Raw genomic sequence first — 18,037 nt, 5'->3', positions numbered from 1 at the left:
GCTTTCGCATTTAAAATACTTAAATCTTCACCATTTTTTAGAATTTTAAAGCTCGATATTTGACTTGTTATTATGAAGGTCCCTTACCAATATTTAAGTAGACAGGCCGAGATCACAGAGTTGTTTCTAAAGGTGCTTGACGAGCATATAGACGATTTTATGGCCGGCCGTGTAGAGGAGATGTTTCATATAAAGGACATCGCAAGTATTATGTGCCTGCATCCGGTTCATGTAAGTAGTGTTATAAAACTGCATACCGGCTTAGCCCCATGCCATTTTTACGAACAGCGCATTTTTAAAGAGGCTAAACAACTCCTGGCCGAGCATGGCCTATCCATCAACGATATTGCGATTCGTCTAACTTACGACCCATCAAACTTCACCAAGTTTTTCAAGGAGTTTTCCGGGATAACACCATCGGCATATCGTAAATGGCTTTTGGAAGAAAATAGCAAACCCTATTTGCACCTGGTTGCTTAACAGATAAAACTTAAATCATCACCATTATTACTTAAATCATCACCAGAGATGGGCTGCCCGTCTAACCGACCTTTGTTTCAACAAAACGAAACAAGATGACAGCACAAACTGAAACACCGGAATTAGTAAAGGCCTTAACACAACAAGAGCGCAAAGCCATTGAGATATTTTACGGCGCATGGAAAACCAAACAGCCCAACCTGATTGACATGGTTTGCACGCCCGACTGGAAAGACATACCGCTTGGCCCCGGCCAGGAAGATGGCCCGCAAGGGTTAAAGGATATTATCACCTACTTTACCTCTGTACTGCCGGATGTAGAGATCATCATCCACGAAATATTTGGCACACATGAACGCGCCGGAGTAAGGGCATCGATCGTATTTACACACAATAACAATATACTGGGCATCCCCGCAACCAATAAAAAAGCAAGCATCGCCCTGCACGAATTCCATTATCTGAAAAACGGAAAACTAACCCATACATGGCACCTCGAAGATTGGTTTAGCCTGCTGATGCAAAGCGAAGCATGGCCGGCAAAAGGGCTTGATAAAAATAAATAGTATAATAAAGCCTCTCAAATAATTTGAGAGGCTTTATTATGTTCGGCTGTTAATATTCATTCAACGATATCTAACGCTTTTGGCTTTTCGGTAACCTTTTTCCAGATAGTGAACCCGCCATAGCAAAACATGCACCCTATAAAGATATAAACCCAAAAAGGAATATTACGGCCTGCAATAATAATGTAAATGTAGGGGATGCTAAAAAAGGTGCCGGCCAATAGGATCAATAACGTGATTGGTTTTTTGGCGCGGATATTTCTTACTAAAAACCCAAGGCATGTAAAAAGCGACACTTTACAAGCCACGTAAATACACCCCAGTAACAAGGGATCAACTTCGTGCTTATCGCCAAGGTCAACAATCCAGTCTTTTAGTAAAGTTAAGTAGTCCGCCATTAATTGCAAGGTATGAATTACTTAACGGTATTTTGTAAAATTTAGCGCAGGTTATTTTTGTAGGTTTTGCTTTCTTTTAGTGGTTAGGTATTTACGCACGGGCGTATCGTAAAATACCATTACGAGGTAGGCAAAAGCTACTGATACTATCATCCCAACAATAATTATTACCGCAAGTTGACCAGCTGCCGGCTTATTAGCTGCGTAGTAATTACCAAACGCCCATATAGCAGCGTAATGCGTCATATATAGAGGATATGAGATACCGCCGGAGAACTGGCAAAGCTTTTTTAACCCCGGTTTTAATATGGCGCCTGCGCCCAATGCAACCAACAATGGGAAATAAAACAATACCACCAGGGGCTCGGTAAGCCAAACCCATTTATTAAAAGGCATCACAAAGGCGAGCAGTAACAATGAGGCCAGCCCTGTAAAGCCAAGTTTGCTTTTGACGATCCACTTACTGCGGTAAACCAACAGGCCTGCTAAAAACGAATAACTTATGCGCGCGCTGCCATCCCAAAAAGTCCCACCGCTCCAGCCGCCTATAACATTGCCAGATCTGTAGGCGATGTAGCAAATGCCCAACGCGGCAATCGCTGTTAGGACCGGCAACCATTTGCGCCCTACCCTGAAAAGGATGACCGCGTAAAAAACATTGGCCACATATTCCCAAAACAGCGACCAGGCCGGCGCATTAAAACTGAACAGGTTAAAGGCCCGCTCCTGCATTATGGGGTACGGAATAAGCAAGATTGAACTTAAGAATATCAACGCGATTTTGCCCGTACTGTATCCGTTTGGGAACGCCACAAACGGGTCAAACAAAAAGGCGAGCAATCCTAATATCGATCCTAAAATAACCAGTGAGTGCAGGCGGATGATCCTCGATTTAAAAAACTCGATAACGCCCATTTTGCCTATCCTATGGTCATAAGCATAGCCGATGACAAAGCCTGACAGACAAAAAAAGAAATCGACCGCCAGGAAACCGTGGGCAATAAAGTTTTTATCGGCCGCGTAAACCATCTCCATAAAATGGAAACACACAACAGATAATGCGGCCACGCCACGCAAGCCATCCAATATATCAAAGTGTTGCCTGGTTTTTAATATTTCGGCACTTGGGTTTTCCATAGGTTACATTTCTGCTCGTCCAAAAATATAATTTTAACCTGCCAAATACTACTGCACACAAAATAAGCTAATTTTACAGTTATGAATTTGCAGGCGCTACAGAAACAGGTAAGAACGAATTGGCTCAATGGCCTGTTCATCGCTTTTTTGTTACTTGTGCTTTTTGTACCGTCGGTAAAAGGGTTATTTATTAGGGGGCTCATGAAAGTGGGGTTCTTTCAACCGGATATTACAGAAACCGTATACACAGGCGCCCCCGTAACTTTACCGTCAGTAACTTTTGAAGGCACCGATGGTAAATTTTTAAATCTGCAGCAGCAAAAGGGCAAAGTAGTTTTTATAAACTTTTGGGCTACCTGGTGCCCGCCCTGCGTTGCCGAAATGCCATCAATAAATGAACTTTACGGAAAGGTGAAGAACAACAAAAATATTGTTTTTATAATGGTTGATGCAGATGGCAATTTTGCCAGATCGGAACTGTTTATGCGTAAACGCGATTACGCTATGCCATTGTACAGAATTAACGGTAATTTTCCTGAAAGTTTATTTAAGGGTACACTCCCCACTACCGTCATATTTGATAAGGAGGGCAAAATGGTGTTCCGCCACGAAGGCAGCGCCGATTATGGCGGCAGTAAAGTTTCTGACTATTTAAAGCAACTGGCTAATAATTAGAACGCTTCGTTTAACCCGAGGAAGAAACCACGCGCGCCATAATTACCCCAGGCATAATCTAAACACAGGTTGGTACGCGTTGCCTTATTAAATAGTACACGCAACCCTCCACCGTATCCCGCCTGCCATTTTTCGAACAGTTTGGTACCTAACTCATCGTTTGCAGTTTGTACGTTAACAAATGCCACGCCACTTAAAAAATTATTGTTGGTGATTGGAAAACGGTACTCAGCTTCCGAGTAATCGTATTGGGTGCCTTTAAAATAACCTGTTGTATAACCACGGCCGCTCCGGAAAGCACCGTCTTTGGCTGTACCAGGAAGATCAAGATATGGCAGGGCACCGCTTATTAAGTAAGATCCCCAGTTCCAGAATGCGATAACATGCTCGGGGCGACTTTCTGACAGGCTAATGTATTTCCTGAAATCGGCAGTAAACTGAACCGCGTTTTTAGAGCTCCCCATCCAAGATTGGTTTATCCTGAAACCGGCATCAACATATATACCTTTGTAAGCACGGTTTTGATTATCGCGGGTGGTGTACTGTATGTTAAACAATAATCCGCTGGATGTATAATGATCGTTATTAAAGCCGTAACGTTCGTTGTAAATAGAGTATGGCGTAGGCACTTCGGGTGTACTTACGTCGGTAATTTTCCTTCTCAGATCAAATGAAACACCGGCCCCAATAAACAACCCTTTATCTATTTCCTTATAAGCCTTTTCGCGGAAACTATAAAACTGCGAGTGGATAGCATATCCCTTACGGTCCGGGTCGGTAAGGATCTTATCGTTCACGCTACCTGTAGCGCCGTTGCCAATGCCGATACCAAAATCAGGCGTAACGGTTTTAGCGGCTACGAGGTTACCCTGAAAGTTCCAGCGGTTACCGGGTGTAAATATGTTATGGTTGATGTAAAAATAGATGATGTTTTTTGTGGTGATAGATGCCGAAGTAGCCGCTACCGACATAAAAGTACCCGGCTCGTTTCCCAGTACCCTGCCTGCCACCGCCTTTATCCCTATTTGCGACCCTATACTTGGGTTTGATGCAATATTAGGAATAATGGTAATGCCCGATGGTTTCTTTTTAACGGAATCCAGCTTCCTTTTAGGATGAAAAATATCACTGAACAGGTCACCAATATCATATTGTTTAGCCAAATCCGCAGCTTCCTTGCGCATCCTTACCGTATCCGGCGCGGCAACCGTTACCTTGGCTGTATCCGTAGCGATCTTCACTTGGCTATATGCTGAATTTCCGGTCGCTATAAAAAACAACAACAAATAAACTGCGCTTAAATAGCCGCTATATTTCGGCTTAAAATATTGTATGGTGCTCTTATTCAAACTAATAGGTTGTGTTAAATTAATCAACAAATAAACTGCAAAATAATGCAAGAGTTTTATAAAGATTAAGTTATGACCTTAGTATGATTTAAGGCAGAAGTTATACATCTGCCAGCTCCACCCATACGGGGCCATGGTCGCTGGTTTTTTCCCAGCCTCGTACTTGCCTGTCAACACCTGCGGACAGCAAGTGCTTATCTAAATCCGGACTAAGCAAAAAATGGTCGATCCGTAAACCGGCGTCGCGCCCATAGGCATTGCGGAAATAATCCCAAAAGGTATAAATAATTTTATCGGGGTTTAGTTTACGAATAGCATCCGTCCACCCCTGGTCAACCAAATTTTTATATGCTTCGCGTGTCTCGGGGCGAAAAAGCGCGTCCTCCACCCAACGCTCTGCTTTGTATGCATCCAGTTCGGTAGGTATCGCGTTATAATCGCCTGTTAAAACCACAGGTTTGCCGGAGGCTAACAAGCCCGCGGCATGTTCCGTAAAACGTTCGAACCAGCGTAATTTATAATCATATTTTGGACCGGGTGCCGGGTTACCATTTGGCAAATACAGGCAACCTATGATAAGGCCATTTACCACAGCTTCAATATAACGGCTGTGGGTATCGTCCGGGTCGCCGGGCAGGCCACGCCTGGTTTCCAGTATCTCGGCATTACGGGCTAAAATAGCCACGCCGTTCCAACTTTTTTGGCCGTGCCATATAGCGCTATATCCCACTTCCTTTATAGCATCCAACGGAAATTTTTCGTCTGGTGCCTTCAATTCCTGCAGGCAGGCGACATCAGGCTTGGTCTCATCCAGCCAGCGCAGCAAAACCGGCAGGCGTCCGTTAACTCCATTTACATTGTAGGTTGCTATCTTCATAAGTCAATAGTTTTTATCGATGTATTTAATATCGGCTATAGCAAATTTCTATTTAAAAGCTTTGGCTATCGCTTCGTCAGTTACCTTAGCCATAATTTTATAGCCTGCTACGTTCGGGTGTACACCATCAAGGGTAAGTTCGGCGCGGGTGCCTTGCTTATCATCTACCAGTGGGCTGTAATAATCCAATAATATCAATTTGTTTTGAGTCGCATACTCTGTTATAGCCTTATTAAGGCTTATGATTTTTTCTGCAGCAGGGAACCCTTTACGCCATGGATATTCATTGATTGGTATGTAAGCACAAAGTATGGGTGTGATCTTATGGATCCGGCATAGCTCTACCATCGATCTCACATCATCCAAAATGCGCTGGTTGGTTACATGCCCTGTTGTGCTCGCAATATCATTGCTCCCGGCCAGTATTATTACCGCATGGGGCTTTAGTGCAATTACATCTTGCTGAAACCTAAGTAATAGTTGTGGCGCTATCTGCCCACCTATCCCCCTGTCGATATAGTTTTTATGTGCTTCAAAATATTCGGGCACGCGCGTTTTCCAAAATTCGAAAATCGAGCTCCCCAAAAAAACCACGCGCTTTTCACCCGCTGCAGGGGACGGCAAGGCCTTATTCTCGGCCTCGTATCGGCGCAGGTTGGCCCAATCATCGCTGTAATCGCTTTTTACAATTACGGCCATGTTTTTTGCAGAATCGGCTTTTTCCTGAGTAAGCGCAGGGGCAGTTAACAACAGCAGCGGCAGTAGGTATATTAATTTCATGTTTACTTTTTATTGGGTGATGGGGCTCAAATTTACACTGTAATAATATAGCGATACAAGATTTGTAAAGTAAAGAAATTACCGCTAAAAATTAAATAACACATTATAAACACGTTAGCTATAATTTAAATGTTTCCTTAAAAACGTGTTAAACCAATACCCTGAGGTACCGTCATAAGGCAGATTTTAAATCAAATAACAAACCTTAAAACAATTTTATGTACAAAAAACTCCTGCTGATATGCGTATCAGCTATCGCCATCCAAACCGCTAAAGCACAAACACAAAAAGGAAGCCAAATGTTGGGTGCCAGTTTTGGTTTCTCAACTTCCAGTTCTGATTCGAAACAGTTTGAGCCTAACAACAACACTTATGGCGATAATCAGCACGCTAAAACAACTTCTTACAATTTCGCTCCCAGTTACAGCTACTTTATTGCCGACAACCTTGACCTTGGCATATCTGTTGGCTATGGGCATTCAAAACAAGAAAGTGAGAATGATCCAAGTTCATTTGGCGTACAAAAATCGCACGGATTTAGTGCTGGCGTGTACGCAAGAAAGTATGTTTTATATGAAAACAAGATAGGTATAAGAACCGGCCCATATCTTAATTACTATTATGGGAAACAAGATGCGTTTAATGATGATTATCCGGCATACAATAATTATAGCAGCAAAATGTATGCAGGCGGTATTAGTTTAGATTTTGTTTATTTCCCGGTAAAAAAATTAGGACTTGCAGCCGGGCTCGGGAATTTAAGTTATGTACATCAAACAAACGATGGATCTATAAAAGGCACTTATAACGCTTTCAATTTAAGTTTCGCAAACGCCTTATCACTATCTGTCAATTACGTTTTTTAAAACCCTCCCTATACCTTATCATACATTTCCAAAAGCCTATACAGAAATGCACGGGCCTTTGTTTTTTAACGATTATGTGCAGCATCTTTTTTATGTTTTTTCGTACCAATAAGGCAACCATGTGTGCCTTACCGACGTATTAAGCTATAACAACCCCTACAAAATAACAATATGAAACAATCGATCTTAAAATTTAGCGCAATTGCAATGGTGGCAAGCGTTGCCCTGGTATCGTGTACAAAAGACAACTCAAACACCAGCACGGCATCAAGCGCGGATGTTGCATTTGCACTTAGTGCCGATAATGCTTCCTCAACGGTGAATACAACATCCACAGGTGGGTTGCAAACTAACGCATCAGTCGCCACAAACGCCAGTATCAAATGGACATCGGCCATTGCCAACATCAGCCGTTTTAAACTGGAAGCCAAAAAGAATAACCGGGAAATAGAGATCACCACAAAAAACATCAACAATCTCGATCTGCTGGCTATTGACCCGGCAACTGTTACCGCTAAAATTGATACCGGTACTTATAAACAAATTGAAGTAAAGGTGCTTTTGGTAAAATCGGCAGGTGCTGATATTCCGCTTACGGTTAAAGGCACATTTACTACAACCGGTGGTGTCGCCGTACCAATCGAATTTGATTACAACGACAACGCCATACTTAAAGCCGAAGTTGAAAATGTTACCATCGATGCAACTACCAACGTAACTGCCAAGCTTGCCTTCCACCTTAATAAATTGCTTACCGCAATCCCTTCTGCAACTATTGACGCGGCAACCCGTACCAATGGCGCAATTGTTATCAGCAGTACAAGTAACACGGCTATTTACAATAGGGTAATTATCAACGTACTTTTAGCGTTTGAAGCCCGCGGCTTTGAACACCATAAAAGATAAGATACTAAGAGATTAATTTTTATGCCGATACTATTTAGAGGCCGCTTTTATAAAGCGGCCTTTTTGTTGTATTTAGCCTAAGCAAATAAATTTATTTTGCTTTATTTTATACCCGTAGATGAGCGAAGCATTATCACCAAAAAAATTCCTAAAACTAACGGGTTACCAATGGACATGCGTGCTATATATAGCCGTAGCTATTTTTTGCTGGCAGCTAAAGTATTTCAGGCATATAGATAATAATTACCTCATCTTCCGCACCTCATACTTTCACTTTAGAGAACATGTAAATCTTTATTTGCTATACCCAAAAGAGTATTATGACGTGTACATCTACGGCCCGGCGTTTACCCTGCTCATAGCCCCCATGTCGCTGATGCCCGAAAGCTGGGGCTTCTTTTTTTGGGAGGTTGGCAATGCCGCTATGTTTTTGTGGGCCATCAACACCCTGCCGTTTAATAATCGTACCAAAACCGCCATCCTTTTACTGTGCGCCATCGAGTTTGCAAACTCCAGCCATTACATGCAGTTTAACCCCGCTATTGCTGCTATAATCATACTTAGTTTTACTTTTGTAAGGCGAAAAAACGACGAATACAGTACGCTTTTTACGGTTTTTGGTACGCTGATGAAAATCTATCCTATTGTTGGTTTAGCGTTTTTTGTATTCTCTAAAAACAAGGTAAAATATATCATCTGGTCGTTTATATGGTTGGTCGTTTTCTTCTGCCTGCCGGCGATAATTTCAGGGCCGGGTTTTCTGATTCAAAGTTACAGGGATTGGTTTGCCGCACTATCATCCAAAAACCTCACCAACCAAGACCTTACCACCGGTTTCGACTGGTGTATTATGGGTGTAACCCGCAGATTGTTCCAGGATAGCAGCATCCCTAACTGGCCATTCTTATTGGGTGGTGCGGCTGTTTTTGGTGCCGCTTTATTGAGGTTTAAGCAATATGCCTCGCTCAAATTTCAGCCACAGGTAATGTGTTCCATGTTGTTAATGGTTGTTATATTCAGCACCGCGTCAGAACACCCTACCTTTATTATTGCTACCGCGGGTGCCGTTATATACATGATGATGCAGGAGAAACCCTTCAGCCGTTTCAACATTATCATGCTGGTTTTACTGCTCGTGATAACCGGCCTTGGCCCGTCTGACGCTTTCCCTAAGCCTGCGCGGCATTGGATGCAGCTTTACGCCATTAAAGCGTATATACCCATCATTATCTGGTTTAAAATAGCCTGGGAATTGCTTTTTAAAGATTTCACTAACGATAAGCTGCCCACCGAAACCAAAGAGGCTATTACTTAAAAGTCTCCCATGTTTTATACGTTAGGCTCCATGTTAGGCTCAAATCCGGTTAAGACTTCGGGAACTTTACACATGATCAATTTATTTTTTTGTTTGAGTATATTAACTAGCTTGCAATACAATTACTTGAGTTTTTTTAGAACAATTAGCATATGCCGCAAAGAGAACGTTTAAAAGTTGGAGAAGGTCAGATAAGTGGGTATATATCCATTTTCTTAGCGGTGTTGGCGCTTTTGGGCATCTTTTGTTTCCGATACCCGGAGCGACTAACCACACCGGAGTTTAGAGAAATTTACACTAAAGAAAGCATGCAAATTTTAATGGCGGCCGGTATCATAGCAGCGTTCTTTTTTGCATTAATTAGCATCCTGTTTAGTAAAAAACTCACACTTGCTTTTATAGGATCGGGTATCGCCGGGGTGGCTATATTACTTGGCGCCTTTACAGTACAAGGCCGGGGCGTTGAAAAAGTTAGCTGGCATTTCGGGTTAGACTGGATGTTGCTCGACCTGCTTTTAATGACCGTGATTTTTATACCCCTGGAGTTGTTTTTCCCCAAAAACAAACTTCAAACCAAGTTTCACGAAGAGTGGCGTACCGATTTGATATACTTTATTATCAGTCATTTATTTATTCAATTTTTTGGCATTGTTACCCAAAAGCCTGCAATATTGTTTTTCGGATGGATGGGCTTGGATAAAATGCATTTGTGGGTGCAAAGCCTTCCTTTTATTGTCGCTTTATTTATTGCTTTTTTCACTACAGATCTATTTCAATATTGGGCACACCGTTTTTTCCATACACGGGTGTATTTATGGCGTTTCCACTCCATCCATCATTCTACGCAAAATATGGATTGGCTGGCCGGTAGCCGCACTCATTTTATGGATATATTTTTCACCAGGGCAATGACGTTTATTCCCTTGTATGTGCTGGGCTTTTCAACAACTGTTTTTAATGTTTATATTATTTTTATCGCCATACATGCGGTACTTATACACGCCAATACCCGTGTTAATTTTGGCTTCATCAAGTATATTTTCACTACCCCTCAATACCATCATTGGCATCATTGCGAGGACCCAAAGTATTACGGGCATAATTTCGCTTCCATTTTTCCATTGATCGATATAATCTTTGGCACTTATTATTTGCCGGGCAACGAATGGCCCGCAGGCACCGGTGTACACGAGGGGAATTATCCTAAAGGCTTTTTAAAGCAATCTGTTTATCCGTTTACTAAAAGCCCATTCAATACCGATTTAAATATGGAAGAGCAAAGTGACAGGTAAGCTAAGTTTACTTTCGCATATACTTATCTATTACCTTGGCGAACTACAGTTGTTAATGTTGGTTAAACTGCCTTCAAATGCTACGATGGTGTAAGTGGTGGCATACAGATGCTATCGCTTAGATATGCCGCTTTTTATAAATCTCTTTTCCTTCCAAACAAATACTTATTGCACCTGCAAACACTTGCATTAAATTGCTTGTTCTGTAATCTACCTGCAGAAACAAACGCATTAAGCATTTACTTTTATTCAAAAAATTAAAGCTATTATTATAAAATAATATAAATCTTGCATTATTTGTGCGATTATTTTCATAATTTACCAAAGAATAGTTAATTATGGCTGTTAAATAGATTTAAATAAACCGTTTTAAATAACAAATTGATTTTTTAGGACATTAAAGGGGATATTTTATGTACAAGTCGCAACACTTTGAAAAATACAATTTAATAAACGGCGTATGGGACGAAATGTACAACGAAAACAGCATTGTTCGCGACCATTATCAAAAAGTAATTGAGTATTTGGCTAAAGAATCGCCGGATGACCTTAATAAAAAAGAAGAACTGGCTAAACGCCTGTTTATGACGCAGGGAATTACCTTCACCGTTTACAATAGCGGCGAGGGCATCGAAAAGATATTTCCGTTTGATATTATCCCCAGGGTTATCACTTCTGATGAATGGGCTTTTGTAGAAAAAGGCATAAAGCAAAGGCTTACCGCGCTTAACCTTTTCCTGAAAGATATTTACCACAATCAATTCATCGTAAAGGACGGCATTGTACCGATAGATATCGTGTACTCATGCCCGCATTTTTTGCGCGAAATGTATCAGCTGGATGTGCCATATGATGTATATGTACACATAGCCGGTATCGATCTGATCCGCGACCATGATGGAACTTTTTATGTACTGGAAGATAACCTTCGCACCCCGTCTGGTGTAAGTTACATGTTAGAGAACCGCGAGATAACCAAACGCCTGTTCCCCGATCTGCTGCCAAATTGTAGTGTGCGGAGTGTAACGGAATATCCATCTATTCTATACAAAAATCTACTTTCCCTTTCACCAAGGCAGATAAGCAACCCAACTATAGTGTTGCTTAGTCCGGGGATATATAACTCGGCTTACTTTGAACATACCACGCTTGCCCGTTTAATGGGTGTGGAATTGGTAGAAGGGCGCGACCTGGTAGTGAACAACCACAAAGTTTATATGAAAACCACAATCGGCCTGCAACAGGTGGATGTGATCTACCGTCGTGTGGACGACGACTTTTTAGACCCGTTGGTATTTAACCCAAACAGCGTTTTAGGCGTGGCCGGGCTAATGGGAGCCTATCGTAAAGGTAACGTAGCTATAGTAAATGCAATAGGTAATGGGGTGGCCGATGATAAAGCGACGTACATTTATGTACCCGAAATGATCAAGTATTACTTGAATGAGGAGCCGATACTGAAGAACGTGCCAACGCACCGCCTGTCTGACCCGGACGAGCGCGACTTTGTGTTCAAGAACATCAATACCATGGTGGTTAAAAAGACCAACGAAAGCGGCGGTTACGGAATGTTAATGGGCCATGCATCAAGCGAGGAAGAGATAGAAAAATACAAACTGGAGATCCTGAAAGACCCGCGCAATTTCATCGCGCAGCCAACCATCAGTCTGTCGGCAGCGCCGTGTTATATTGGCGGGGTTTTGCAACCAAGGCGCATCGATTTAAGGCCTTACGCGCTTTGCGGCCCCGATGGCATCGAGATTGTACCCGGCGGATTGACCCGCGTGGCCTTAACAGAAGGCTCACTGGTGGTGAACAGTTCGCAAGGCGGCGGCAGCAAGGATACGTGGGTTTTGAGTTAGAGAGAAAAGATACAAGAGTCAAGAAACAAGAGAAGCTTCATCAGGACGAAAATCCGAAATTGAAAATTCGAAATCCGAAATAAGAAAATATGTTAAGTAGGGTAGCAGCAAGTTTTTATTGGTTAAGCAGATATATTGAGCGTAGCGACGGAATTTTAAGAATGTTAAAGACCAACTATGCCTCGTCGCAGGATTCGGTTGCAGGCTTTACCTGGGAGCCGGTGATCCACATTTTTTCGGGGTCGGATGAAGAGTTGATAGCCAAGTTGAATAACGACAGCCGGGCGGTTTTAAAATTTATGGTGATAGATAAGGATAACCCGAACTCTATCGTGAACCTGGTAACGCTTGCCCGCGAAAACGCCCGCAGTGTACAGGAACACATCCCAAAAGACCTTTGGCAATGCCTTAACGAGTATTACCATACCGCCAAAGAACCCCGCATTTTAGCAGGCCTTAAAAAGGACGACCCAATAGGTGTTTTGGATGTGCTGATCAAAGAGGTTATGCTGTATTATGGAACCGCGGAAATCACCATGGAACGCGGGCAGGCGCGCAGCTTTATGAACATTGGTAAATACCTGGAGCGCGCGATCCAGTCGATAGATATCCTTGATGTAAAGTTTGGGCCGATAAACAACAACCCCGACTTGCTTTTAGATATCACCTACTGGAAGCACCTTTTGTTATCAATAGGAGGCTACGAGCTTTACCAAAAAACCTACCGCGACGGATTAGAAGCACATAATGTAATTGAGCAGGTGATCTTGAATAACGATTTCCCGCGCTCTGTTATCTATTCGGTAAATAATATCCAGCGGTATTTTGACAGGCTGAAGAACAACAGCAATGTGAACGATTACCGCGAGATCTCATTTCAAATTGGAAAGCTGCAAAGCAATATCAAATATAGTTCGGTTAAAAGCATTAGCCAGGTGGGCCTGCACGAGTACCTAACCAGCCTGCGCGAGGATCTTTACCGCATTGGCAACTCGCTTAACGAATATTACTTTGCAAACTCTTAATCTCAATTTGAAAATGTGCTGATTTGAAATTTGAAAATGAAGGAACAAGCATTTTCAAATCGTCAAATCGTCAAATTAAACATTATATCATGCCCGAATTTAAAATACAACATGTCACCAAATACGCTTACGATGGTTTTGTCCGCGATAGCGCCAACAAAATTATCCTATACCCTATTGTTGATATTTACCAGGAAGTTTTAAAGCACGATTTGAACATCAGCGGGCACCCGCAGGTAGATACTTATATTGATTATTACGGTAACGAAGTAGGCAGTTTTACTTACACCGAACCGCATAACCTGATGGTGATCAATTCGCAATTATCCATCATCACACACCCGCGCCCTTTGCCATTGGATAATATTTTTTCATCCGAGCAATGGAACGATCTGTTTAACCTGCGTCACGTAGTGCCTTATATCGATTTCCTGAAACAGGAATATTTTGAGGGATTGAGCGAACTGCGCCCGGTGGTAGAATCTGAACGTAAAGTGGAAGACACCCCTTACCATACGGCGTTAAAATTCTGCAGCTATATTTACAAGAACTTCGAATATATAAAAGGTGTAACCACCGTTGAAACCACGCTTGATGAGATCTGGAAGATCCGCGCCGGTGTTTGCCAGGATTTTGCCCATTTGTTGATGGTGATGCTGCGATTGGTTAGCATCCCGGCCCGATATGTTAGCGGCTACATCTGCCCAAATAAAGATGGCATGCGCGGCGAAGGCGCAACCCATGCCTGGGCCGAAGCTTACCTGCCCGGATACGGATGGCTTGGCATCGACCCTACTAATAATTGCGTGGCTAACGAAAATCATGTGCGTTTAGCGGTGGGCCGTAACTTCTCTGATTGTTCGCCGGTTAAGGGCGTTTATAAAGGAGCGGCAGGCCACAGGCTGGAAGTATCGGTTTCTGTTGGGTACGAAGACGGGCAGGTTCACGAAGAAAAAGATATATTTACCGTATCGAATGATCACCCAAAAGCTTCTACTACAGCATCGCGCAATAGCTATGCGAAGTATATGGAGATGATTCAGCAGCAACAACAACAGCAGCAATAATATAGAGTTAAGATACAAGAGCCAAGAAGCAAGACAGGAGAATAAAAATTTGTCTTGACTCTTGATTCTTATATCTTGGTTCTTTTTCAAAAAATCATGACTTACTGTTTAGGAATTAAAGTTAAAGAAGGCTTAATTGCCCTTGCCGATACCCGCATTACATCGGGTACCGAAACTACCGTTAAAAAGAAACTGACCACCGTACAAAAAGACGGCGGCAGCATGTTCATCATGACCAGCGGCTTACGCTCAGTACGCGACAAAGCCGTAGTCTATTTTAACGAACTGGTAGAAACCCAAAGCTTTGATAAACTTTACCAGGCCGTGAACGCCTTTGGCGAGCAGGTACGCCGCGTTGGTGAAGAAGACCGCATAATATTGGAGAAGGCCGGCTTTAAATTCGACCTCAACACCATTATTGGCGGGCAGCTAAAAGGCGATAGCGAGCACAAACTTTTCCTGCTATATCCCGAAGGGAACTGGGTAGAACTTGGGCAGGGCGCACCGTTTGTTGCTATTGGCAACTCGGGCCATGGCAAGGCTATTTTAAATCGTACTATCGACGAAGATTCTGGCATGCATTTGGCATTGAAGGCTGCGTTCCTCTCGTTCGATTCTACAAGGGTGAGCAGTAACAATGTCGATTTCCCGATCGATGTTGCACTTTATAAGAAAGATACTTTTACGTTGGTTGAGCAGCGATATACTCAAAAAGACATGGCCAGTATTTCGGCACAATGGGATGATGAGTTGAAAGCGGCATTACAGCATATATCGGGAGATTGGATGGAAAAAGCGTTTGCAAAATTACCTGTGTCAAAAGATGAAGTTTAAAGTTTCGGCAGAGTTAGGATACGAAGTTAAGGCACCCAGCACACTTATATTAAACGTACACGCGCTGCGTACAGCGCACCAAACTATACTATACGAAAAGCTCAGCATAGATCCTTATATAAAGGCTGAAGAATTACCATCAACCAATGGCGAAAACCGATTTGTAAGGTTGGATATCCCTGAAACCGGGCACGTAAACATTAAGTACGAAGCCACGGTTGACAATTACTACGAAATAAAAGATTACCACAACTTTCTGGAGATCCCGGTAAGTCAGTTTCACCCTTTGGTTTTAACTTATTTAAACCCAAGCAGGTATTGCCAATCAGACAAGTTGTACCGTTTAGCAAACAACACGTTTGGGCATATCGACAACACCTATCAGCAGGTGGTAGCGGTTACAGAGTGGATCCATAAAAATGTTGAATACCTGAGCGGCTTTAGCAACTCCGAAACCTCGGCTTACGACACCGTTACCCAGCAAGCCGGTGTTTGCCGAGATTTTGCGCATTTAGGTATTGCCCTTTGCCGTGCGTTGACCATCCCTGCCCGTTATTTTACAGGGTATGCTTATAAACTTGTCCCTGCAGATTTCCACGCTTGTTTTGAGGCTTACATTGGCGGCGAGTGGATCCTGTTTGATGCTACTAAACTTGCCCCGCTTAACGGACTTGTAAAAATAGCCACCGGCCGCGATGCCGCTGATGCCGCCATTGCCAGCATATTTGGCGATGTATTTTGCACCAACGTAAAAGCAGATTGCCAAATGCTGGAAAACGAACCCTTCGAGCCAATTTACTACACAAAATCCGTGTTTGACGGTGTGACGTATTTGTAACACTCCAATTGTCATGTACCTATCGAGCCATTTGTAAGGTGCTGAGGTCTTCCACAAGCTCAGACTGACAAGTGACCAGACATACCATTTTGTTTATGTGCCGCCACATTTTACATCAATCTTTTGGCTTACGGTTAATAGGGTTATCTTTGCTGCGCGATGTCAGAAAAAAAAGTAAGAGTCCGTTTTGCGCCAAGCCCTACAGGTGGTTTACACCTTGGTGGTGTGCGTACCGTTTTGTTTAATTACTTATTTGCCAAAAAACACAAAGGCGATTTTGTGCTCCGTATCGAAGATACCGACCAAACCCGCTACGTGGATGGTGCCGAGCAATACATTTTAGACTGCCTTAAATGGTGCGGCATTACGCCCGACGAAAGCCCGGTTGTGGGCGGCCAGTACGCGCCCTACCGCCAAAGCGAACGCAAACCCATTTACCGCGAATACGCCGAAAAACTTGTCGCACACGGCCACGCCTATTATGCTTTTGATACCGCCGACGAGTTGAACGAAAAACGTAAGGATGTTCCAAACTTCCAATACGGCCTTTCTACCCGCAACGGCATGCGCAATTCGCTTACCCTGCCTTTGCAGGAAACCGAGAAACTTTTACATGATGGCACCCCACATGTTATCCGCATAAAAATGCCGGAGGATGATACCATCAATTTTAACGATATGATCCGCGGCCATGTTAGTTTCGAAACTAACCAGGTTGACGATAAAGTACTTTTAAAAGCCGACGGGATGCCAACCTACCACTTAGCTGTGGTGGTTGATGATTACCTGATGAAAATAACCCATGCTTTCCGTGGCGAAGAGTGGTTGCCATCGGCACCGGTACACATCCTGCTTTGGGAGTATCTGGGCTGGAAAGCCGAGATGCCGCAATGGGCGCACTTACCGCTGATATTAAAACCAGACGGCCACGGCAAACTGAGCAAACGCGACGGCGCACGCCTTGGGTTCCCGGTGTATGCCATGAACTGGCTGGATAATAAAACGGGGGAACTAACCCCGGGTTTCCGCGAGTTAGGTTTCCTGCCCGAAGCATTTTTGAACCTGCTGGCTATGCTTGGCTGGAACGATGGCACCGACCGGGAGATCTTTACGCTTGACGAAATGATAGAGAAATTCTCTATAGACCGGATCAGTAAAGCGGGTGCAAAATTCGATTTTGAAAAAGCCAAATGGTACAATGCCGAGTGGATAAAACGCACCCCTGCCGAAACCTTGAAGATTAAAGTTTGGGAAATATTAAAGGCCAAAGGCATCATTATAAAAGATGAGACCTACCTTTTGAAGGTTATTGATGTAGTTAAAGAGCGTTGCGTTTTGCTGCCCGATTTTTACCAGCAGTCCGCATACTTTTTCCAACAGCCTGCAGAGTATGACCTGAACGCCGTTAAACCAAAATGGACGGATGCTAAAACAGACTTTTTTACCGCATTCATCGCCATATTAAGCAGCCCCGACACATTTGACGCCCACGAACTGGAAGCTAAATTCAAAGCCCTTGCCGAAGAAAAAGGCTTAAAGGCCGGCGATGTAATGCTGCCGTTCCGCATTATGCTGGTAGGCGGCAAATTTGGGCCTCACGTCTTCGACATAGCCAAACTACTTGGCGAAAGCGAAACCATTATCCGGATAGAAAAAGCGATAGAAGCTTTTACAGCATAAGGTTAAAGAATCACATTAAAGGGAAAGGCGCATTGATTACGCCTTTCCCTTTAAAAAATGTCTTTGCGAGCGATAGCGTGGCAATCTCGT

The 18,037-nt window shown here is 43.2% G+C and carries 18 protein-coding genes; 13 read left to right on the top strand and 5 right to left on the bottom strand.

Annotation, left to right across the window (positions count from 1 at the left end; genetic code table 11):
- Nucleotides 1-72 precede the first annotated feature (72 nt).
- Both ACVW0P_RS12325 and ACVW0P_RS12320 read left to right on the top strand, forming a co-directional pair.
- Nucleotides 73-480: a helix-turn-helix domain-containing protein gene (locus tag ACVW0P_RS12325; RefSeq protein WP_457132354.1), complete on the top strand. Its 408-nt coding sequence runs from the start codon at nt 73-75 to the stop codon at nt 478-480.
- A gap of 95 nt (nt 481-575) precedes the next feature.
- Nucleotides 576-1,046 (top strand): ester cyclase, encoded by a 471-nt coding sequence (locus ACVW0P_RS12320; protein ID WP_457132353.1) that lies wholly within the window; start codon nt 576-578, stop codon nt 1,044-1,046.
- A gap of 56 nt (nt 1,047-1,102) precedes the next feature.
- Here ACVW0P_RS12320 and ACVW0P_RS12315 read toward each other — a convergent pair whose 3' ends face one another.
- Nucleotides 1,103-1,444: a hypothetical protein gene (locus ACVW0P_RS12315; protein WP_457132352.1), complete on the bottom strand. Its 342-nt coding sequence runs from the start codon at nt 1,442-1,444 to the stop codon at nt 1,103-1,105.
- A 51-nt stretch (nt 1,445-1,495) separates the two neighbouring features.
- On the bottom strand, nt 1,496-2,581 hold the full coding sequence (locus ACVW0P_RS12310) for an acyltransferase family protein (RefSeq protein ID WP_457132351.1): 1,086 nt from the start codon (nt 2,579-2,581) through the stop codon (nt 1,496-1,498).
- An 81-nt stretch (nt 2,582-2,662) separates the two neighbouring features.
- On the opposite strand from ACVW0P_RS12310, the gene ACVW0P_RS12305 reads away from it, so the two are divergent.
- Nucleotides 2,663-3,256, top strand: a complete 594-nt coding sequence (locus ACVW0P_RS12305; RefSeq protein ID WP_457132350.1) for a TlpA family protein disulfide reductase — start codon at nt 2,663-2,665, stop codon at nt 3,254-3,256.
- On the opposite strand, the gene ACVW0P_RS12300 is transcribed toward ACVW0P_RS12305, so the two are convergent.
- The 3 genes from ACVW0P_RS12300 to ACVW0P_RS12290 all read right to left on the bottom strand — a co-directional run bounded on the left by ACVW0P_RS12300 (nt 3,253) and on the right by ACVW0P_RS12290 (nt 6,262).
- Nucleotides 3,253-4,497: a BamA/TamA family outer membrane protein gene (locus ACVW0P_RS12300; protein ID WP_457132349.1), complete on the bottom strand. Its 1,245-nt coding sequence runs from the start codon at nt 4,495-4,497 to the stop codon at nt 3,253-3,255. The two genes, ACVW0P_RS12305 and ACVW0P_RS12300, sit on opposite strands and share 4 nt — an antisense overlap.
- Nucleotides 4,498-4,705: 208 nt before the next feature.
- The gene (gene xth, locus ACVW0P_RS12295; RefSeq protein WP_457132348.1) at nt 4,706-5,482 is read right to left on the bottom strand and encodes an exodeoxyribonuclease III; all 777 of its coding nucleotides are present in this window, start codon (nt 5,480-5,482) and stop codon (nt 4,706-4,708) included.
- Nucleotides 5,483-5,530: 48 nt separating this feature from the next.
- Nucleotides 5,531-6,262, bottom strand: coding sequence for a GDSL-type esterase/lipase family protein (locus ACVW0P_RS12290; protein ID WP_457132347.1), 732 nt, complete (start codon nt 6,260-6,262; stop codon nt 5,531-5,533).
- Between the two features lie 218 nt (nt 6,263-6,480).
- Here ACVW0P_RS12290 and ACVW0P_RS12285 point away from each other — a divergent pair, with 218 nt between their 5' ends.
- The 10 genes from ACVW0P_RS12285 to gltX all read left to right on the top strand — a co-directional run bounded on the left by ACVW0P_RS12285 (nt 6,481) and on the right by gltX (nt 17,947).
- On the top strand, nt 6,481-7,128 hold the full coding sequence (locus ACVW0P_RS12285; RefSeq protein ID WP_457132346.1) for a hypothetical protein: 648 nt from the start codon (nt 6,481-6,483) through the stop codon (nt 7,126-7,128).
- Nucleotides 7,129-7,299: 171 nt separating this feature from the next.
- Nucleotides 7,300-8,034: a hypothetical protein gene (locus ACVW0P_RS12280; protein ID WP_457132345.1), complete on the top strand. Its 735-nt coding sequence runs from the start codon at nt 7,300-7,302 to the stop codon at nt 8,032-8,034.
- A 118-nt stretch (nt 8,035-8,152) separates the two neighbouring features.
- On the top strand, nt 8,153-9,349 hold the full coding sequence (locus ACVW0P_RS12275; RefSeq protein ID WP_457132344.1) for a glycosyltransferase family 87 protein: 1,197 nt from the start codon (nt 8,153-8,155) through the stop codon (nt 9,347-9,349).
- 152 nt (nt 9,350-9,501) lie between these two features.
- Entirely contained in the window at nt 9,502-10,641 is a 1,140-nt protein-coding gene (locus ACVW0P_RS12270; RefSeq protein WP_457132343.1) for a sterol desaturase family protein, read from the top strand.
- Nucleotides 10,642-11,054: 413 nt separating this feature from the next.
- Nucleotides 11,055-12,503, top strand: a complete 1,449-nt coding sequence (locus ACVW0P_RS12265) for a circularly permuted type 2 ATP-grasp protein (RefSeq protein ID WP_457132342.1) — start codon at nt 11,055-11,057, stop codon at nt 12,501-12,503.
- Between the two features lie 89 nt (nt 12,504-12,592).
- Nucleotides 12,593-13,528, top strand: coding sequence for an alpha-E domain-containing protein (locus ACVW0P_RS12260; protein WP_354426803.1), 936 nt, complete (start codon nt 12,593-12,595; stop codon nt 13,526-13,528).
- A gap of 89 nt (nt 13,529-13,617) precedes the next feature.
- Entirely contained in the window at nt 13,618-14,595 is a 978-nt protein-coding gene (locus tag ACVW0P_RS12255) for a transglutaminase family protein (RefSeq protein WP_457132341.1), read from the top strand.
- A gap of 96 nt (nt 14,596-14,691) precedes the next feature.
- Entirely contained in the window at nt 14,692-15,429 is a 738-nt protein-coding gene (locus ACVW0P_RS12250; RefSeq protein WP_457132340.1) for a peptidase, read from the top strand.
- Nucleotides 15,419-16,267, top strand: coding sequence for a transglutaminase-like domain-containing protein (locus ACVW0P_RS12245; RefSeq protein ID WP_457132339.1), 849 nt, complete (start codon nt 15,419-15,421; stop codon nt 16,265-16,267). Before ACVW0P_RS12250 ends, ACVW0P_RS12245 begins: the two co-directional genes overlap by 11 nt.
- A gap of 159 nt (nt 16,268-16,426) precedes the next feature.
- The gene (gene gltX / locus ACVW0P_RS12240; RefSeq protein ID WP_457132338.1) at nt 16,427-17,947 is read left to right on the top strand and encodes a glutamate--tRNA ligase; all 1,521 of its coding nucleotides are present in this window, start codon (nt 16,427-16,429) and stop codon (nt 17,945-17,947) included.
- The last annotated feature ends 90 nt before the right edge of the window (nt 17,948-18,037 follow it).

It is taken from the genome of Mucilaginibacter sp. UYNi724 (genome assembly GCF_054057495.1).
This window is presented reverse-complemented; position numbering and strand designations above follow the sequence as displayed.